Source organism: Gordonia sp. NPDC127522, assembly GCF_042672305.1.
In the GTDB taxonomy this organism is placed as follows: Bacteria; Actinomycetota; Actinomycetes; order Mycobacteriales; family Mycobacteriaceae; genus Gordonia; species Gordonia hongkongensis.
Map to the genome: position 1 here is coordinate 59912 of NZ_JBHXVK010000005.1, position 18930 is coordinate 78841.

20 protein-coding genes are annotated in these 18930 nt (G+C 67.2%); 10 read left to right on the top strand and 10 right to left on the bottom strand.

Annotation, left to right across the window (positions count from 1 at the left end):
- Window positions 1-3 precede the first annotated feature (3 nt).
- The 4 genes from ACFVHY_RS11910 (at window position 4) to ACFVHY_RS11925 (ending at window position 4757) form a co-directional block, all read left to right on the top strand.
- Window positions 4-441 carry a SufE family protein gene (locus ACFVHY_RS11910; RefSeq protein WP_058252692.1) on the top strand — a complete coding sequence of 146 codons (438 nt, stop codon included), beginning with the start codon at window positions 4-6 and terminating at the stop codon, window positions 439-441.
- Window positions 438-1991 (top strand): condensation domain-containing protein, encoded by a 1554-nt coding sequence (locus tag ACFVHY_RS11915; RefSeq protein ID WP_390271961.1) that lies wholly within the window; start codon window positions 438-440, stop codon window positions 1989-1991. The genes ACFVHY_RS11910 and ACFVHY_RS11915 overlap by 4 nt, the downstream gene beginning before the upstream one ends.
- Before the next feature lie 206 nt (window positions 1992-2197).
- Complete coding sequence (locus ACFVHY_RS11920) at window positions 2198-4000, top strand: acetyl/propionyl/methylcrotonyl-CoA carboxylase subunit alpha (RefSeq protein ID WP_390271963.1); 1803 nt, start codon at window positions 2198-2200, stop codon at window positions 3998-4000.
- 394 nt (window positions 4001-4394) lie between these two features.
- Window positions 4395-4757 (top strand): GNAT family N-acetyltransferase, encoded by a 363-nt coding sequence (locus ACFVHY_RS11925; RefSeq protein ID WP_390271965.1) that lies wholly within the window; start codon window positions 4395-4397, stop codon window positions 4755-4757.
- 113 nt (window positions 4758-4870) lie between these two features.
- Here ACFVHY_RS11925 and ACFVHY_RS11930 read toward each other — a convergent pair whose 3' ends face one another.
- Together ACFVHY_RS11930 and ACFVHY_RS11935 are read right to left on the bottom strand one after the other, a co-directional pair.
- Window positions 4871-5206, bottom strand: coding sequence for a hypothetical protein (locus ACFVHY_RS11930; RefSeq protein ID WP_390271967.1), 336 nt, complete (start codon window positions 5204-5206; stop codon window positions 4871-4873).
- Between the two features lie 58 nt (window positions 5207-5264).
- Complete coding sequence (locus tag ACFVHY_RS11935) at window positions 5265-5399, bottom strand: hypothetical protein (protein ID WP_390271968.1); 135 nt, start codon at window positions 5397-5399, stop codon at window positions 5265-5267.
- 338 nt (window positions 5400-5737) lie between these two features.
- Between ACFVHY_RS11935 and ACFVHY_RS11940 the strand changes: the two genes are divergently transcribed.
- Window positions 5738-6511, top strand: coding sequence for a hypothetical protein (locus tag ACFVHY_RS11940; RefSeq protein WP_390271970.1), 774 nt, complete (start codon window positions 5738-5740; stop codon window positions 6509-6511).
- A 109-nt stretch (window positions 6512-6620) separates the two neighbouring features.
- Complete coding sequence (locus tag ACFVHY_RS11945; RefSeq protein ID WP_390271972.1) at window positions 6621-8321, top strand: DUF222 domain-containing protein; 1701 nt, start codon at window positions 6621-6623, stop codon at window positions 8319-8321.
- A gap of 25 nt (window positions 8322-8346) precedes the next feature.
- Here ACFVHY_RS11945 and ACFVHY_RS11950 read toward each other — a convergent pair whose 3' ends face one another.
- On the bottom strand, window positions 8347-9201 hold the full coding sequence (locus tag ACFVHY_RS11950; protein WP_390271974.1) for a sigma-70 family RNA polymerase sigma factor: 855 nt from the start codon (window positions 9199-9201) through the stop codon (window positions 8347-8349).
- Between the two features lie 158 nt (window positions 9202-9359).
- Between ACFVHY_RS11950 and ACFVHY_RS11955 the strand changes: the two genes are divergently transcribed.
- Window positions 9360-9722 carry a DoxX family protein gene (locus tag ACFVHY_RS11955; RefSeq protein ID WP_390272232.1) on the top strand — a complete coding sequence of 121 codons (363 nt, stop codon included), beginning with the start codon at window positions 9360-9362 and terminating at the stop codon, window positions 9720-9722.
- A 22-nt stretch (window positions 9723-9744) separates the two neighbouring features.
- Here the strand turns inward: ACFVHY_RS11955 and ACFVHY_RS11960 are convergent, their stop codons facing one another.
- Genes ACFVHY_RS11960 through ACFVHY_RS11970 form a run of 3 tightly spaced genes read right to left on the bottom strand, consistent with a single transcriptional unit; the run spans window position 9745 to window position 12968 of the window.
- Window positions 9745-10302 (bottom strand): nuclear transport factor 2 family protein, encoded by a 558-nt coding sequence (locus ACFVHY_RS11960; RefSeq protein ID WP_390271976.1) that lies wholly within the window; start codon window positions 10300-10302, stop codon window positions 9745-9747.
- On the bottom strand, window positions 10299-11471 hold the full coding sequence (locus tag ACFVHY_RS11965; protein WP_390271978.1) for a flavin reductase family protein: 1173 nt from the start codon (window positions 11469-11471) through the stop codon (window positions 10299-10301). The genes ACFVHY_RS11960 and ACFVHY_RS11965 overlap by 4 nt, the downstream gene beginning before the upstream one ends.
- 39 nt (window positions 11472-11510) lie before the next feature.
- The gene (locus tag ACFVHY_RS11970) at window positions 11511-12968 is read right to left on the bottom strand and encodes an MFS transporter (RefSeq protein WP_390271980.1); all 1458 of its coding nucleotides are present in this window, start codon (window positions 12966-12968) and stop codon (window positions 11511-11513) included.
- Between the two features lie 156 nt (window positions 12969-13124).
- Between ACFVHY_RS11970 and ACFVHY_RS11975 the strand changes: the two genes are divergently transcribed.
- The 3 genes from ACFVHY_RS11975 to ACFVHY_RS11985 are packed head-to-tail and all read left to right on the top strand — an operon-like array spanning window position 13125 to window position 15356.
- Window positions 13125-14420, top strand: a complete 1296-nt coding sequence (locus ACFVHY_RS11975; protein WP_390271982.1) for an amidase — start codon at window positions 13125-13127, stop codon at window positions 14418-14420.
- Between the two features lie 25 nt (window positions 14421-14445).
- A complete protein-coding gene (locus tag ACFVHY_RS11980; protein WP_390271983.1) occupies window positions 14446-14724 on the top strand; it encodes a hypothetical protein in 279 nt (92 codons plus the stop codon).
- A complete protein-coding gene (locus tag ACFVHY_RS11985) occupies window positions 14721-15356 on the top strand; it encodes a response regulator transcription factor (RefSeq protein WP_390271985.1) in 636 nt (211 codons plus the stop codon). Before ACFVHY_RS11980 ends, ACFVHY_RS11985 begins: the two co-directional genes overlap by 4 nt.
- A 34-nt stretch (window positions 15357-15390) precedes the next feature.
- Here ACFVHY_RS11985 and ACFVHY_RS11990 read toward each other — a convergent pair whose 3' ends face one another.
- The 4 genes from ACFVHY_RS11990 to ACFVHY_RS12005 are packed head-to-tail and all read right to left on the bottom strand — an operon-like array spanning window position 15391 to window position 18917.
- Window positions 15391-16341 (bottom strand): PDR/VanB family oxidoreductase, encoded by a 951-nt coding sequence (locus tag ACFVHY_RS11990; protein WP_390271987.1) that lies wholly within the window; start codon window positions 16339-16341, stop codon window positions 15391-15393.
- 41 nt (window positions 16342-16382) lie between these two features.
- A complete protein-coding gene (locus tag ACFVHY_RS11995; RefSeq protein WP_390271989.1) occupies window positions 16383-17135 on the bottom strand; it encodes an SDR family NAD(P)-dependent oxidoreductase in 753 nt (250 codons plus the stop codon).
- A 14-nt stretch (window positions 17136-17149) separates the two neighbouring features.
- Window positions 17150-17647, bottom strand: a complete 498-nt coding sequence (locus ACFVHY_RS12000) for an aromatic-ring-hydroxylating dioxygenase subunit beta (protein WP_055475081.1) — start codon at window positions 17645-17647, stop codon at window positions 17150-17152.
- Window positions 17640-18917 (bottom strand): Rieske 2Fe-2S domain-containing protein, encoded by a 1278-nt coding sequence (locus ACFVHY_RS12005; RefSeq protein ID WP_390271991.1) that lies wholly within the window; start codon window positions 18915-18917, stop codon window positions 17640-17642. The genes ACFVHY_RS12000 and ACFVHY_RS12005 overlap by 8 nt, the downstream gene beginning before the upstream one ends.
- Window positions 18918-18930: the final 13 nt, after the last annotated feature.

Below are 18930 nucleotides of genomic sequence, written 5' to 3' on the forward strand. Positions count from 1 at the left end.
ACGATGAGTCTGCCTCCAGCCCTGGCCGAGATCGTCGACGACTTCGGCGCACTCGGCGACTCCGACAAGGTCACGCTCCTGCTCGAGTTCGCCGGCGAATTGCCGGACATACCGGCGCATCTCGAGCAGGATGCGATGGAACCGGTACCCGAGTGCCAGTCGCCGGTCTTCCTGTCCGTCGACGCCGCGGACCCGTCATCGGTGCGGCTGTATTTCAGCGCTCCGCGCGAGGCGCCGACGACCCGCGGTTTCGCCGCCATCCTGCATCAGGGGCTCGACACCGCGTCGGCGCGCGAAATCCTCGACGTGCCATCGGATTTCTATTACGACCTGGGACTCGGCAGCGCCGTGAGTCCGCTGCGCCTGCGGGGTATGGCGGGCATGCTGGGCCGCATCAAGGCGCAGGTTCGCGCCCAGGTGCCCGACACCCCCGGGGCATGAAGTTCATCCAGATCCGCGACGAACCCATCGCGCCCGGCGGTCTCGTCGAGTGGACGCCGTATGTGCCGGGCGGACTGGGCAATTGGGACTACGACTCGCGCCTGACCTCGCACAATCACGAGCAGCATCTGCGGGCGGCGTTCGAGTACCGGGTCCGCACGCGTCGCGAAGGCGGCCGTGAGGCCTGGCTCGGGTTGAGCATCGAGTTCGACGAGCCGCTGTCGATCCCGGCCATCCGGTCGGTGCTGACCCAGTGGATCGACCGGCACGAGGTGCTGCGTAGTCACGTCGTCATCAAGGGCTCCGGCCTGCAGCGGCTGACCACCGCGCCGGGGACCGTGAAACTCAAGATGGGCCGGGTCGGCTGGTACGCCGAGTCGGGTCCGCTCGTGGAGCAACTGGCGGGCTCGTTCGATCGAGCCACCGCGCCGCTGCACTGGCCGGCCTACCGGTTCGCGACGGTCGGACGCGAACGCTCGTTCACGCTCCTCTTCGCCGCCGATCACTCGCTGGTCGACGGGTACTCGCTGATCATGGCCCAGCAGGAGCTGGTGTCGATGTACCGGGCGGCGCGGGAGCATCGCGGCGCGAATCTGCCCGAGGTCGGCAGTTATGTCGACTTCAGCGCCGAGGAACGCCGGCTCGCCGACCAGACCGGGCGCGATCATCCGGCCGTCGGCCTGTGGTCGGAGTTCCTGGCCGCCGGCAACGGTGACATGCCCGGCCTGCACACGGCCGATCCGGCCACCGGCCACCGCACCCCTGACGATGCCGCCCCCGACGATGCCGACACAGACGCGGCACTCCCCCAGGAGTCCCTGTGGGGTGTGGTCGCCGACGACGCGACGGCCAACCGGTTCACCGCGATCTGCTCGGAGGCCGGCGGCACGCTGACCGCCGGAGTGCTGGCGGCCTTCGCCGTCGTGCACCACGAACTGACCGGCGATCGGCAGTTCCGGTGTGTGCTGCCGCGACACACGCGCGACGACGCCCGCTGGCTGACCTCCCTCGGCTGGTTCGTCGGGGTCGCCCCCTTCTGTCTGGACATGTCCGACTCCCCGACGTTCGACCAGGCCGTCGTCCGATCCACCGCCGCGCTCAAGCACGGGCGTCAGGGCGCTTCGCTGCCGTTCCTGCGGGTGGCCGACCTGATCGGGCACGAGGGCGGCCCGCGGTTCGTCATCTCGTTCATCGACACGCGCTATGCACCGGGCGCCGGGGCCGCCGACGCGGGGCGTGCGAAGGTCCTCCGCAGTCACAGCTACTCGCCCGACGAGGTGTACATCTGGATCAACCGCACCCCGTCGGGGCTGCGGTACTCCGCCCGGTTCCCGCGCGAGTCGCCGCTGCGTGAGCTCGGCGTCGCCGCCTCGGCGAACACCCCGGGTGCACAACATGAGGGAAACGTCACATTTCCCGACGCCGAGGCCCGTTCCGAAGACGGTTGGGCGATCGACCCGACAGGTGGTCCCGTCCACGCCTACCTGCGTGCTTTCGCCGAACTGGTCCGACGCCTCGGTGATGCGAGCACGTTCTCTCCGGCGTTGTGACCCAGGGCTCCACCGAACGATTGCTCGGTGGGCTAGGGTATTGCCCGGAAGGTCGCGACACCTGCACCGCGAAGGTGTCGCATCGCCCTCGCCGTCCGCATCCCGGCCGGTGACGGCGGGCCGCCAGACTTGACCGACGTCCGCCAAACGTGTCGCGTGCGCTACCGCGTCGTGCACCTGAGTACGAGTAAGGCCCAGGAGAACAAGTGCCCAGTACCTCTGCGAACACTCCGTCCGCAATCAGCAAGGTCCTCATCGCCAACCGTGGCGAAATCGCTGTCCGCGTGATCCGCGCCGCCCGGGATGCAGGCATCGCGAGCGTCGCGGTGTACGCCGAGCCCGACGCGAACGCACTGTTCGTCAAACTCGCCGACGAGGCTTTCGCACTGGGCGGGCAGACATCGGCGGAGTCGTACCTGGTCTTCGACAAGATCCTCGACGCGGCCAAGAAGTCCGGCGCCGACGCGATCCACCCGGGTTACGGCTTCCTGTCGGAGAACGGCGACTTCGCGCAGGCCGTCATCGACGCCGGGCTGATCTGGATCGGTCCGTCCCCGCAGTCGATCCGAGACCTCGGCGACAAGGTGACCGCGCGCCACATCGCGCTCAAGGCCGACGCTCCGATGGCCCCCGGCACCAAGGATCCGGTGAAGGACGCCGAGGAGGTCGTCGCCTTCGCCCAGGAGCACGGCGTGCCGGTCGCCATCAAGGCGGCGTTCGGCGGCGGTGGACGTGGCATGAAGGTCGCGTACACGATCGAGGAGATCCCGCACCTGTTCGAGTCGGCCACCCGCGAGGCCGTCGCGGCGTTCGGTCGCGGCGAGTGCTTCGTCGAGCGCTACCTCGACAAGGCCCGCCACGTCGAGGCCCAGGTCATCGCCGACCAGCACGGCAACGTCATCGTCGCCGGCACCCGCGACTGCTCGCTGCAGCGTCGATTCCAGAAGCTTGTCGAGGAGGCCCCGGCCCCGTTCCTGACCGACGAGCAGCGCACCAAGATCCACGAGTCCGCCAAGGCCATCTGCCGCGAGGCCGGCTACTACGGCGCCGGCACGGTCGAGTTCCTGGTCGGCAGCGACGGGCTGGTCTCGTTCCTCGAGGTCAACACCCGCCTGCAGGTGGAGCACCCGGTCACCGAGGAGACCGCGGGCATCGACCTGGTGCGTCAGCAGTTCCGCATCGCCAACGGCGAGAAGCTGGAGATCACCGAGGACCCGACGCCGCGCGGCCACGCCTTCGAGTTCCGCATCAACGGTGAGGACGCCGGCCGCAACTTCCTGCCCGCCCCGGGACCGATCTCGGTCTACAAGGAGCCGACCGGCCCCGGCGTCCGCGTCGACTCCGGCGTCGTCGAGGGTGACGTCATCGGCGGCCAATTCGACTCGATGCTGGCCAAGCTGATCGTCACCGGCGAGACCCGCGAGCAGGCGCTGGAGCGTTCGCGTCGTGCACTGGCCGAGTTCGAGGTCGAGGGCCTGGCGACGGTCATCCCGTTCCACCGGCACATCGTCTCCAACCCCGCCTTCATCGGCGACGGTGAGAAGTTCGACGTCTACACCAAGTGGATCGAGACCGATTGGGACAACCCGATCGAGCCGTACACCGGCGGCGAGCCCATCGAAGACGACGAGGCCGCCCCGCGGCAGAACGTCGTCGTCGAGGTCGGCGGCCGTCGCGTCGAGGTGTCGCTGCCCGGCGATCTCGCCCTCGGTGGCGGTGGCGGCTCGGCCAACGGCGTCGTCCGCAAGAAGCCGAAGGCACGTTCGCGCAAGAAGGGCGGCGGCGCAGCCGTTTCCGGCGATGCCGTGGCCGCTCCGATGCAGGGCACCGTCGTCAAGGTCGCCGTGGAGGAGGGCCAGGAGGTCGCCGCCGGTGATCTGGTCGTCGTCCTCGAGGCCATGAAGATGGAGAACCCGGTTACCGCCCACAAGGACGGCGTCGTCACCGGCCTCACCATCGAGGCCGGCGCTGCCGTCACCCAGGGCACGGTGCTGCTCGAGCTGAAGTGACTTCCGCCGCTCCCTGAGGAGCCCCGGAGCTCGCGGAGGGGCGGGGCCTCCCCTGCTCCCTGAGGAGCCCCGGAGCTCGCGGAGGTGCGGGGCCTCCCCTACTCCCTGAGGAGCCCCGGAGCTCGCGGAGGTGCGGGGCCTCCCCTGCTCCCTGAGGAGCCCCGGAGCTCGCGGAGGGGCGGGGCCTCCCCTGCTCCCTGAGGAGCCCCGGAGCTTGCGGAGGTGCGGGGCCTCCCCTGCTCCCTGAGGAGCCCCGGAGCTCGCGGAGGTGCGGGGCCTCCCCTGCTCCCTGAGGAGCCCCGGAGCTCGCGGAGGTGCGGGGCCTCCCCTGCTCCCTGAGGAGCCCCGGAGCTTGCGGAGGGGCGTCACGAAGGGTCAACGCGACAACAACACGATGCAACCAGTCGAGATCAACGCCGGGACGTGGTATCTGCGTGCGCTTCGTGCGGACGAGCGGATCACCGACGTCCCGGCGTTGTCTCATCTCGAGGTCGACGACCCCGCCGCGTACGTCGCTGCGGCCCAGCGTGACTGGGAGTCGGAGACACAATTCGTCTGGGCGATCTGCATCCCCACCACCGGTGAGTTCATCGCCCTGATCGGGGTCACGCCGGACGGCTCGTCGGGCCGCCTGTGGGGCCAGGCCCGCGACGGCTACGACGAGGCGCTCGACGCCGCCGTCGGTCCGGTCTCGAGGTTTGCCGAGGGTGCGCTCGGGCTGGTTGTCGGGCAAACGCTGTCGCGCGGGATCGGCTGAGACGCGGAGTCAGCACACGACCATTCGTCGTACCCGGGGCGATCTTCGTCCATTCGGCGATCTGCGCGCCGCTTCAGATGACCCAGGTCTTGCTCACCACCGAACGTTTACGGTCAGCGATCTCCGCAGGTCGTCTTGACCCAGGAAAGGTCGTACCGGGTTTCTCCTCGGTTGCCGCAGAATTCGCATACGGTGCGTGACTCGTCGGTTGTCGCGTCGACCAGGAGCTCGCAAAGGCTCCAAGTGAAATCGTCGACCGAGTCTCCGTAATTGAGGTAGCAGCGCAGAACTCCGAACTTCTCCTTGATCTGCGCGTAGGTGAAGTCGTCGGTGACGGCTGAGAGCCGGCGATGGAGGCGAACCAAGAGTGGATACCAGCCGGCGTTCACGGAGCAGTCGACTGCCGGGGGCGCCATCGCGGCGGGGAGTCGGACGGGTTCGGGCGCCATCAGGCGACGCCTCGCTCGGCCTCCGCGGGCCCCTCGGAATCCACGTCCGTCAGTGCGCTCATCGAGTCGATCGCAGACCATCGATGGCGGTGTCGACGGAACGGCACATCTCGCCGATCTTGCGCACGAACCCCGCGCGGGCACCGGCCTCGGCCGAATCACCGGTTTCTGCGCGGGCTTTCGAGTTCATCATGTCGCTTCCTCTCTGTTCGACCAACTTGACGTGTCGGCTTCCGTCACCAGAATGCGACGCCGCACCGACATCCACCACAACGATCGCCGTACGATTGCGACGAGTCACCCCACGATTGATGTCACTGGTCCCGAGTAGGTTCTCGGCGTAGGAATGGACGACCGGGACAGAACGTCAGGGAGGAGGTGACCGCGTTGGGCACGTTGACGACCGATCACTGGATCGATTCGTCCTGCGAAAGCTCCGACCGGTTCACTCGGATCATCACCGAGTTGCAGAAGCAGTCGTTGCTCCCGCACTCGACATACGCGGAAGCAACGAGAGCATTCGCGTGGGAGTTGGTCGACCGGCGCGATCGGATCGCCGCCGAGTTGTGGGACTGCCGGACATCGGGAGTTTCTGTGCCGGATGGGAAGACGGCGCTCTGCTTGGCATCCGGAGCGCTCTACGACGCCGAGCAAGTGGTTGTCGACGAACTCGTCTCGCGAATCCCGGCGAGAGCAGTTCATGAGCGGATGAACTCTGCCGCTTACCTGGCAGCGGACATCGACGCTGCGACAGCCGATGTCGCAGCGATCGACACGCATGAATCCGTCGGTCGAGCAACGCAACACGTTGCCACCTATACCGAACTGCTCGGCGATCCCGCCGACTACGCCGGAATCGACCCCATCGAGGATGTGGCGATTCCACCCCAGATCGAATGGACCGAAGCCGACCGCAAGGCCGCGCTCGACAGGGCCGTCAGTACGTACGCCATCGCCCCTGGCGAGTGGTACTCAATCGAATGGCCGCCAACCGAGGGCTCCCTGTGGGACCCCGGATACCTCGTCACCTCGGACTGGGAGCCATGCGACGAACACGCCGACGATCCGGACAGTGATGCAGCGCTGGACTGTGTTCGATGCGAAGACTCGGTCACCACGGAGGTCGAAGAGATGGCCGTCTGGAAGTTCACGACCAGAGTGACCCATCACCGAATCGGGTTCGACGGCAATGGTTTCCTGATCGTCGATCGGGTGGCGGAGGAGATCGACCCGGCGTTCGAGGTACACGAGATCACGCAGGACCCACGCCTGATCCGCATCGGCCTGCCACGCGGACATCGCTGACCTCGATCTGAGGATGACCTATCGGTGCGTCGTGGATGCATCAGCGGATGTTCGAAGGAGAAACAAAATCCACCCTTGACTCGAACATATATTCGAGTACTCTGGTGTCATGTCATCAGGGGCGGGGGACGGATCCAGTACATCGGTGGACCCATCACAGCATTCGGTAGAACCACGACTGCGCCCTGACCACGAACTCTCCGCTTCTGAACTCGTCGAGGTCCTGAATCACTGCGCCGGCTTGGCAGCAGCGTCCGCGCATCGAATGATGGTCGTGGCCAGTCTCATCCACGACGAACGCGAGATGGACTACGCACAGCGGCGCGCCGAGACGCACAGCGGCGAACTCGACTCCATCGAAGCCTTCGAGCACCTGTCCGCACGAGTAGCCGCTGGCGAGAACCCCTACGAGCAGTTCGGGCCCAACGGTCTCGAACAGGCCATCGCCGAAGTCGGTGCCACCCTCACCGTGACACCGGCCGAGGCGAAAGACCTCATCGAAGCCGGCGACGCACTGCGCTACCGACTCTCCTTCACCGGACACGCACTCGCGTGCGGTCGAATCGACAAGCGCCGCTTCCTCATCGCTCTCAAGCGCACCGACCTCATCACCGACGACGAAGAGATGCAGACCGTCGACGCCCATCTCGCCGAAGCGATCTTCGCCCGCGCACCGATGTCGACGGCCCGGTTCACCGCCATGGTCGATTCCATCGTCGCCAAGTGGGCGCCCGACGCGATCCGCCGCCGCAAGGAGCGAGTGAAATCCGACCGCAAGGTGACCATCACCCCCGACCGCTTCACACCCGGGCAGTCCCGGATCTCCGGCACGCTGCCCAATGCTGATGCCGCCGAGTTCGACGCACGCCTGACGGCGATGGCCACCGCCGTACATTCCGGTGACCCGCGGATGTTGGCCAATCGCCGAGTCGACGCCCTCAAAGCGCTCGCTCGCGGTGAAGCCGCCATCACGTGCCTATGCGACGACTGCCGACCTGCCGCAACCGAACCCGACACAGCACCAGACTCCGACGCCACGACAGTGGGGTCCGTAGAGCCGCCTGCACCAACTGCTGCGATGGTGGAGGCGGACACCATCGTCGACCCGTCAGCCGACGTCGTTGTCGATGACCCGGCCGAGCCGGCCGCCTCGGCGTCGGATTCGGCTGCGCCGCGCGCGACCTTTCACATCGTGGTGAACCTGTCGACCCTGATCGGTCTCGACGACGACCCCGCATTCCTCGACCGCCACGGCGTCATCGACGCCGACACCGCCCGAACACTCCTCGCCGAAGCCCGCCGCACCTACATCCATCCCACTCCTGCCGCACCCGACGGTTCACCGGCTCCCGACGCGGACAGTTCGACGACGCGGTACACCCCGTCGAAGAAGCTGCAGGCCCTGGTTCGTGCCGGCGAACTGTGCTGCACCTTCCCGGGCTGCAACGCGCCGGTCTGGCAGATCGACCTCGACCACACCGAACCCTTCGACCACACCGACCCGCGGCGCGGCGGCCCGACCGATGCACGTAACCTCAAACCGCTGTGCCGGTTCCATCACCGCATCAAGACCTTCACCAGCTGGCAGGACCACCAAGACGAATTCCAGACCGCGTGGTTCACCACACCCACCGGACACATGTTCGTCGGCAACGCCTTCAGCGGACGCGACCTGTTCAACAAGCTCTTCCCCAGACGGTCACCCGATCACCCCGCCCGCGACAGACTCAACACGCAGCGCGACAACGATTTCCGACGTCACCAACGCGCCGAGAAGCGCTGGAACGACGCCAACCCGCCACCCTTCTAGACACCGCCACCGCCCATTTCGCCGGTCAGGAACACTCTGACAAGGCGGGTGACGTCATGCGACGAATCTCGATCCGCGCGACTCGCCCGCTCTTCACCGCGATGTCGATGACGGCGAGCGGGTGTCCGCCCGGTGCGATCACATGAACCACCCGGTCACCCAGCCACATCGGCGTACTCGCCCGGATGCGGTCGACGAACAACCTGGTCTCCTCTGCGACCGCCCGGGCGCCTCGGACCACGGTCGGTGTGCCCGGCGGGACCAGTGACCGGTCAGCGACACGGACGCAATCATCAGCCAGCAGCGCGACCATCGCATCGAGATCGCCGCCGCGCGCCGCGGCCAAGAAGGCGTCCACGACCCGGGTCGCGGCGGCCGACGGAAGCTCGGATTTCGACTCGGAGTCCAGCTGCGTCAACGCGATCCGGCCGCGTGCCCGGCTCGCATGCTTCTTCGCACCGTCCACGCTGGTGCCGAGGATCGTTGCGACCTCACCGAACGGAACCGCAAAGAGGTCATGCAGCACATAGGCCACGCGTTGCGACGGCGTCAACCGATCGAGGACCACCATCAGCGCGCGCGACACATCTTCGCGCTGCAGGTGGAGCTCGTCGGCCGCGACCGCCTCCGCGGGGAGGGCATCGGCGAACAGCGGATCTTCCTGTCGTCTGCCGCGGGCGCGCAACTGATCGAGACACACCCGGGTGAGTGTTGTCGTCAACCATGCGGCAGGGTTGCGGATCTCGGTGCCGTCGACACGCACCGAGTTGAGCCACGTGCTCTGCACGGCGTCCTCGGCGTCGTGGATGGAGCCGAGCATCCGGAACGCCATGGCGGTCAGCTGCGGTCGTAGATTTTCGAACTCTGAGGTCGGTACCACCGGATGTCACCTTTTCGTAGGGCAGGACGTCGGTACGGATGAGAGCACCACACTCACATCCGACCTTCCGACAACCCACCTCCGAGGAGGACACACATGTCGACCGTACCGACCCGGCCATCGCGCGGCGGAACCCGACCGGCGAAGGGCTCCCGGCGATGACCACCGCCCTGTTCGTCGCCACGATCGTCTGCATCGTGGCCAATGCCGGTATCGCCGTCGCCGACTTCGCCCGCGCCGACTTCGTGCTGGCCAATTCGGCCGAGGTCCACGTCCCACCTCGGTTCCTGCCCCACCTCGCGACACTCAAGGCCGCCGGAGCAACAGGGCTTGTCCTCGGGTTGACGATCGAACCCTGGATCGGCGTCGCCGCCGGAACCGGGCTCACTCTGTTCTTCGTCGGCGCGGTCATCGCCCATGTGCGGGCCCGCGTCTTCTACAACATCGCGTTCCCGGGCGCCTTCCTGCTCCTCGGCGTGGCGGCTACGGTCTACATGATCCGGCTGACCACAGGCGCGTGACCCGTCACCGGCGTCGAACGCCTCAGCCCATCAACACCGACGCCGACGGGTAGCTCTCGGCGAATCCGTCGGGAAGCGGCGCGATGAAGACGTTCTCGGTGCGGGTACGAGTGATCAGCCACCGGCCGTCGTGCTTGCGGAAGGCGTTGTTCAGTCGACTCGACCGCAACAGGGCCGAGCCGTCGCCGAAGAGCCACGGCTGCATGTGAATCCACTGTCCCTCGGCGTCATCGCCGTCGACATGGAGCTGCTCCGACGTCAGGTAGTGCGCGTTGAGCACCAGTGCCGGGTCCCGCTTCGCACTCCAGAAGCGCTGGAAGTGTTCGCGGATCGCCTGCTTGCCCTCGGCACGCCCGAACTGTCCGTCGTAGTACTCGCCGACGCCCTCCCACACCGCGTCGTCGGTGTAGAGGTCCAGGATGCGCTCGATGCGCTCGGCGTCGTCGGCGAGACCGGGTTCGGGACACGGGGTGTCACAGAGGAACATGTATCGAGCCTGGATTCGCCGGATCTCGGCTTCGGCCTCCAGGGTCTCGACCCGCGCGACGAGCGCCGAGATCCTGGCATCGACATCGCTCATCGTCCGAGCACCTCGACCACCGCACGCGCCTCCGAGATCCAGGCCTCGACCTCAGAGCCGTTCACGCCCAGCGGCAACTGCGACAACCGGAGCGTCATCGAGTAGCCGCCGCGTGCGTCCCGGATCGGCAGGACGACGGAACCGACGTCATAGGACTGATCGGGTCGCACCTCGCGGAGGCGATAGTCCACGGCCGACTTCCCGATGGACTCGCAGATCTCGCGTTCCTGCGACGGCGTCAACCGGCCCCGCTCATAGGATTTCGTCGCCTCCCGCATCTCCTCGTACGCAGTCGACGAGGCATCGGGCAGGAAGGACACCAGGTATCCGTGCCGCCGCACGAAGTCGAGACGGTCGCGATGTACCTGCCGCACTTCATCATCGGCATGCCGGAGCTTCGCCAGCCACCGCTCCCGGGTCTCGTCGTCCTGGTCGAACACGTACGTGTCCCCGATGGGCGGCACCATCGGGATGCGGTACGCGAGGCCTTCCTCACGGTCGACGCCCGGCGCGGTGGCCGACAACACGACGGCCATCTCGTCGCGGCTGACCGCGGTGAGGACCGACACCTCGCAGCCGACGGACGTCGCCAATGCCTCCACCTGCGGGCGCGCCGCGTGCGCGGCATGGATCGTCGGCAGGATCTCGTGGTCCATTCGGGCCATCAGCGACGTCGACACGAAGCTGCCGTAACCACCCTGGAAGAAGATCAGCGGCGACACCGGGTTGGTCACGGCCAGATCCCGCACCTCACAGAGCGTTATCCAGTGATCACCCGCTTCGACGACGTTGCTGATGCGGGTGTCGATCCAGGCCACCGAGTCCGCGAGAACCGGATCGCCCGACGGCGAGGGAAACCAGTCGATACCCGCGAGCTTGTCCTCCCAGCGCTGCGCGATGGTGAGGACGACGTCCTCCTGTTCACCGCCGAGGATGTTGATGCACAGCGACTCGCAGGCCCGCATCTTCTCGAAGGTGCGCGAGGTCTTCATCGGCATGAAGGACACCAACGGCGGGTCCATCGACACCGAACTGAAAGTCCCGACGACCATGGCCAGCACGGAGCCGTCGTCACCGCGTCCCGTCACCACGACCACGCCGGTGGGATAGTGCCCCATCACATTTCGGAAGATGCCTGGGTCGATGGCACTGATCACGTTGTCGGACATGTCTTCTCCTGGGATCGAATCGTCGCGGTGGTCGTGCACTCAGGCGGACCGGGCCTCGACCGGCTCCTGGACGTAACGCTTCTGCAGAATGGCACCGAGTCGCTCCGGCCGGAGGAAGGCGATGCACAGAGCGCCGCCGACCAGCAGGACGATGCCGGTGATCGTGAACGCCTGGTGCACGCCGGCCGCCATGTTGCCGGCCATCTCCGCGCTGGGCTTCTCACCCTTCGGCGGCGACACATACCCCGCGTCGGTCATGAGCCAGCCGACCAGGATCGGCGAGATGACCGCGCCGAACGACGCCACGCCTCCGAGGGTGGCCATGAGGATCGGTCGCTGCCGGGCGCCGACCGCATAACCGATCGCGGTGGCGGTCATCGGGAACGCCAGGCTGCATCCACCGGCGAGGCACAGCAGCGCGACCGCGGTGATCCCCGACGACGCCTGGATGGCGATGAAGCACAACCCGGCCAGGACCGCGGCGCAGCCGAACGGGACGGCGATTGCCCGATGTGCCGAACTCCCCCGGTGCAGCATCCGGTGCCCGAGCGCACCCAGTCCGAGCAGGACGAGCGCGCCGACCACCCACGGCACGGTGGTCACCGCACCGACCTCACCGAGCGACAGCCCGACCACGGTGCCCAGGTACTGGGGCAGCCAGGTCGTCAGGAAGCCCTGCACCCAGAAGTTCGACGCCCCGCCGATCACGGCGGAGATGAACGCCAGGCTCAGCAGCGCACGCCAGATCTTGACCGGCTTCTGCTCGTCGACCGCGGAGGTCGCGACCTCCTTCGCATCGGCAACCGTCTCGTCGGTGTCGAGTGCCGGCTCGTCCGGCGACGAGGCCTTCTTGGGACGGTAGGGACCGTCCGCGCCGATCGCCCACCAGGCGATCACCCACACCAGGCCGATGATGCCCAGAACACCGAACGCCCAGCGCCAACCCCACACGGCGATGACCCAGGCTAGCAGCGGCGCCGCGAAGACAGGACCCAGCGTGGAGCCGGCGGCGATCAGGTTCGACGGCAGCGCACGACGGGTGGGCGAGAACCAGGTGTGCGCGGAGGTGAGCGACATGGCGGTCGCGGGTCCCTCGGCGCCGCCGAGGATGATCCGCGTCACCAGCAGGATGGCGGCTCCGCCGCCGAGCAGCATCGGGAACTGCAGCACCGCCCAGGTGACGCCCATCGCGAACAGGATCCACTTCACCGAGATCTTCGACGCCAAGAACCCGGTGACGACCGAGACGATCGCGTACAGGAAGAAGAAGGCACTGCCGATGAATCCGAATTCCGTTGCGGTCAAGCCGAGTTCGGGCATCGCGTCGGCCGAGACCAGGCCGAGCACCGCTTTGTCGGCGAAGGCGATGATCTGGAACAGCACGAGCATGCCGGTGACGATCCAGGCCCGTCTCGACATGCGGCCGAAGTCGATTCGTCGATCGGGGGCGGTCGGCGACGACGGCGTCGTCGTCACCATGGTTTCTCTGAGGCTCATTGGGTTTCCTTGGACTGGCGGGCGCGAAGACACCGGGCTGTCGGGGGCTGGCACCGACGTTATTGCCACCCGTCCCTACGGGGATACGAGGGAAATCTTTACTGTCGCCGCGATGCGCGAGAGGGCAGACTGGTCCCAGCACATGAAGGAGGAACGGTGAGCTCGGCCTACTGGAAACAGCCCATCAGTGAGCAGGCGACCGCGGTCCACGAGAAGGTGGTGTCGGCGGAAATCCTCGCGGAACAGGTCCGTGAGGAGATCGTCCGCACCGACACCGATCTGCGCGCGTGGGTCGAGCTGTCCCCGACCATCGTCGACGACGCCCGCCGCCAGGATGCGATGCCGGGTCGCCGGCCCCTGCGAGGCGTCTCGCTCGGGGTCAAGGACCTCATCGACGTCGAGGGCCTGCCGACCCGTGCCGGTTCACCCGTCACGTCGTCGTCGCCGGCAGCGTCGGACGCGCCCTGTGTCAGTCGTTTTCGCGATCTGGGCGCGGTGATCCAGGGCAAGACGGTCACTACCGAGTTCGGCTACTTCTCGCCTGGGCCGACGCGCAATCCGCACCACCCCGGGCACACGCCGGGCGGGTCGTCGAGCGGTTCGGCGGCCGCCGTCGGCGCGGGCGTCATCCCGGTGGCGCTGGGTACGCAGACCGCCGGCTCGTTGACCCGGCCGGCCGCCTACTGCGGCGCCGCGGGCATGGTCCTCGCGCACGGCTCGACGGATCTGTCCGGCGTCACCGGACTCTCGGAGTCGCTGGACTCGCTGGGCATCCTCACCCGCGACATCGCCGACCTGCAGTACGTGTACACAGCTTTCACCGGCCGCTCGCCGATCGTTCCCGGTCGCTCCACCGTCCGGACCGTGGTGGTGTGGGGCGGCAGCGACCTGCACCCGATCGACCCGGCGATGGCGGACCTGGTCGACCGGCTGCCGGACCTGCTCGAGCGAGCCGACGTCGAGACCCGCGTTCTCGAATACGACGATCATGTCCGCACCCTGGCCGACGACCACGTGACCGTCATGTCCCATGAGGCGTCCGAGACGCTGGACGATGTCGTCCGGGACCATGCGGCCGCGCTCAGCCCCGCGCTGCTCGACCTCGTCGACGCCGGCCGCGCGGTCCGGCCCGCCGACCACGCGGCCGCCCTCATCCGCCGCGACCGCTCCCGGGATCTGCTGGCCGAGACGCTCGGCGATCACACGGTGATCGTCGGTCCCGCCGCACCCGGACCGGCACCGAGCGGCCTCGCCGCGACCGGGTCGCCGGTCCTGAGCCGACCGTGGCAGCTGCTCGGCTGCCCGGTTGTCGTCGTGCCGGGGGCGGCCACGGACTCCGGGATGCCCCTCGGACTACAGGTGATCGGATTGCCGGGGCGGGAATCGGCCCTGTTCGAGGTCGCCGCGGTGCTCGAGAACGAGCTCCGGCCCCATCCGGTCGTCCCGGCCTGATCCGGTTGCGAGAGAGAAGATCTGCATGACAATCAAACCCCGTCCGGAGACGCACCACCGGATGTTCCTCACGTGCTACGAGGACACCTTCAACTACGGCTGGCACCATGTCGACCTGTTCGTGCACGACGAGTACGGCCGGGAGGTCAACTGGGTGCACTGGACCGTCGAGGCCGACGGCCCGGAGGCGGCCGACGAGTCGGTCCGGCGCGAGGAACCCTGGCTGAACCGGACCTCCGAGTGGCGCCACCAGGTGAGTGCCGTCGGGATGAACTACTGGACGGCCGACGCGGCGTGGACGTGACCGCATCGGATGCGACCGCGACGGTGTACGTCGTCGACGACGACCCGGAACTCTGCGAATCGGTCGACTGGCTGCTCGGCAGCATCGGGATCTCGCCGCGGATCTGCCACAGCGCCGACGACTTCCTCGCGCAGTACTCCGGGGACACCCCCGCGTGCATCGTGCTCGACGTCCGCATGCCGACGATGAGCGGCCCGCGGCTGCAGGAGAAGCTCAACGAGTTCGCACCGCACGTCGCCATCATCTTCGTCTCCGCGCACGGAGACATCCGGATGTCGGTGTCCACCCTGCAGGCCGGCGCGATGGACTTCCTGGAGAAGCCCTACGACCCGCAGCGGCTGCTCGACGCCGTCCAGGCGGGGATGGAGAAGGCGGTCGAGCGCTTCCGCACCCACGCGCAGAAGCGGTGGGTGGAATCGAAGGTCGCGTTGCTGACCCCGCGGGAACGCGAGATCCTCGCGCTGGTCGTCGAAGGTCTACCCAGCCAGAACATCGCCCGCCGCCTCGACATGAGCGTCAAGACGGTGGACGTGCACCGTGCCCGGATCAAGAGCAAGACCGATGCCGACAGCATCAGCACGCTGGTCCGGGACATCCTGCGGTTCGACGTCGAGGTGCCGACCAACCCCTAGGGAAACGGCACAGGGGTTGGTCGGCGAGCTCGGGTCAGTAGTAGTCGAGCACGATCTTCTCGCCGGTGGTCCGCGAGACACAGACCGCCATCACCTCTCCGGACTCTCGCTCGGCCTTGGTCAGCACGTTGTCGCGGTGCTCGGGCTCACCGGAGAGGACCTGCATGATGCAGGTACCGCAAATGCCCTCCTGACACGAGGTGTCGACGTCGCAGCCGTTCTCCTCGAGGACCTCGACAATGCTCCGGTCGGCCGGGACGCGATAGGTCTCGCCGTCGAGTTCGACGTCGAAGGGCGTGTTCTCCGACGCATCCGGCTGATCGGTGGCGTGGAAGTTCTCGAAGTGGACCGCGTCGACCGGGATGAACTGTTCCGCCAGTTCGCGGACCTTGGTCATGAACCCGTCCGGGCCGCAGACATAGACATGCGAGCCCTGCGGCGCCGATTCCAGCGCGGCGGACAGGATCGGACCATGGGCCTCACGACCGACGCCGACATGCGCGTGCAGCTTGTCCGGGCAACGCTCCCGCAGCAGCGGCAGGAACGCCGCGTCATCGACCGTCCGGGCGAAGTAGTGCAGTTCGAAGCTGATCCCGTGCACGTCCATGTAGCGCGCCATGCTGAGCATCGGGGTGATCCCGATGCCGGCCGCCACCAGGACGTGATGCGTTGCCGTGTAATCGATCCCGAGCAGGTTCCGCGGCTCGCTGATCTGCAGCCGGTCGCCGACGCGCAGTTCGTGCAGAGCGGCCGAACCACCTCGGGACTGATCCTCGCGCTTGACGGCCACGGCGAAGGACTCCCGCCCGTCGGGCCGGCTGCACAGCGAGTACTGGCGGGTGATGGCGGTCGGCCCGACGACATCGATGTGCGCTCCGGGCGTGTACTCCCCCATCGTCGAGCCGTCGGGCCTCGACAGGTAGATGGTCTTGATGCTCGGGGTCTCCTGGACGATCGCGGAGACGACGACGTCGGTGAGGGCCATGGCGGTGCTCCTGGTGGTGGCGAATGGTTCTCGAGGTGCGATCAGCGGACGAAGAGCCCGCCGTTGACGTCCCAGCACGCACCCGTGACGAAGAAGGCGTTCTCGGCGGTCAGCAGGCCGACCATGTCCCCGATGAACTCGGGGCTGCCCAGCTTCCCGACGGGGATGCCGGCGATCACGGCGTCGAGTTTCTCCGGCGGCACGGTCGCCTTCACGACGGGCAGGTCGTGGGGCCCGGGCGCGATCGCGTTGACCGTGACGCCCTTGGCCGCAAGCTCTTTGGCGAAGATCTTGGTGACCGTCAGGATCGCACCCTTGGACGTGGCATAGTGCGCGCCGGTGGCGGTGCCGCCGTTCTGACCGGCCAGCGACGCCATGTTGACGATGCGGCCGTACCCCTCGTCGGCCATCGCGGCCCCGAAGACCTGGCAGCCGAAGAAGATGCTGTTGACGTTCGTGTTCAGCACGCGGGTGAAATCCGGCTCGTCGAGCGTCATGAGCTCCGCCGCCTGGGTCAGTGCCGCGTTGTTGACGACGATCGTCGGTGTACCCCAGACGGATTGCACATGCGCCAGCGCGTCGACGAAACCCTGCCGGTGCGCGACGTCGAGGACGGCCGCCCGTGCGGTCGACCCGTCGGGCGAGAGTTCTTCGGCGATGCGCTGGGCCGGATCGAGGGCGATGTCGGTGAGCAGGACGCGGTGACCGTCCCGGTGCAGCCGGCGGGCGACGTGCGAGCCCATGCCGCCGGCGGCACCGGTGACGACCGCGATCCCCTTGTTCGTCGAAGTCATGTCCAGGTCCGTCCTCACACCAGATACCCGGAGGCGCTGACCGCGTCCTCGCTGTCGATGAGGCGGGCGACCTTCAGGCTGATCCGGTCGTTCCCGTCGGAACCGAGGCTGATGGTGTGGGTGAGCTCGGCGCCGATCGTCGAGAAGGCGTCGCGCTTGAACGCGTTGAGGATCTGCGCGGACCGCAGGATGACGGTGTCGTCGCTGACGTCGGACACGGTGAACCGCGAGATGACCCGGACCGTGCGGGCGGCGGCGACCGCCGACGGTGCGTAACCCTGCATCATCCGTTCGACGCGCAGGCGCCGCATCCGCTGGTCGTCGTACACCATGTTCAGCGACGAGTCGAAATCGTCGGTGTCGGGATCGATCGGGATGACGTAGTGCGCGTCATCGGTGTAGAGGGCCTCCCACGCCGGATAGTCCTTGGCGTCGAGGAGTTCGGCCTCCTTCCACACGAGCGCGATCGCGCGCAGGACGCGCGGGTCGTTGAAACTGTGCAGTTCAGTCATCGCTCATCATCCTCTTCCACATGGCGTAGGACTCGCGCATCCCCGTCTCGTCGGTGACATGCGATGTGGGCCAACCCTCTTCGGTCGTGTACTCGCGGTTCTCCCCGCGGTTGACCAGGATCGGCATGTTCGGGTTGCCACCGGCGCCGATCTGGACGCGATCCCATCCCTCGGCGTCGTCGGGGCTGCCGAAACCGAAAGGGCCCTGGAAGTGCTCGTGGATCCGCAGGCGCTCGCGGTTGATGCTCTCCGGCCCGCCGTCCATGCCGATCGCCATGTGCCACACCTCGGTCACGTCCACGCTGATCGGGATGAGAACCCGGAAGAACGACGACGACATGGCGATGTTCGGGAACATGTTGAGGTTGAACCCACAACCGTGCATCGAGCGCATGTAGCGACGGATGCGTTCGGGACTCTCCCCCGCCTCGACGAGTTCGTCGACGAGATGCTGGAACCGCGGCTGGACCTCCTCGGAGCCGTCGTCGATGTCGAGGTCCGCGTGCGCGGCCGCCATGATCGCGACGCTGTGACCGTTGCCGAGTGCGTGCGTCTCGGCGGCCGGGTCGTCCATGAACGACATCATGTTGGCGGTCTCGGCGTCGACGGAGGCCATCCACGACTTGTGCACCATCGGGAAGTGGTAACCGTCGGTGGTGTTCTCGAGCTGGATCTTCCAGTTGCCCTTGAACCGGAACTTGTGACTGCCGAGGACCTTCGTGGGGAATCCGTTGGACTGCTTGAGGAATCGCTCCATCCAGATCTTCGCGTCACCCAGGTGGTCCTCGAGCGGCTCGATCTCGGTGTTGAACGTCGCGAAGATCATGCCGAGATAGCTCTCGGTGCGCAGCTTCTGCAGGGGGAAGTCGTTCTTCTCGACGACGCCCTCGTAACCGTCCGGGTACGGGATGCCGCGCAGTCGACCGTCCAGGGTGTAGGACCAGTTGTGGTACGGGCAGGTGAACCCGTTGGCCTTGCCGCTGCGCTGATCGCACACCGTCGCGCCGCGATGCCGGCACCGGTTGAGCAGGGTGTTGAAGTTGCCCTTGCGATCCCGGGTCACGATGACCGGTTGATCGCCGACCTGGGTGGTCTTGAACGAGCCCGCCTCGGGGACCTCGCTCTCGTGCGCGACCCACACCCAGGTGCGGTAGAAGATCTTGCGCATCTCCTCGGCGAAGATGTCGGGATCGGTGTACAGCTGACCGGCGACGCGGTCCTTCTCGGCGAGGTCCGCGAAGCCGCGGGTCGGCCGCTCGATGGTGGTCATCGATGTTCCTTCG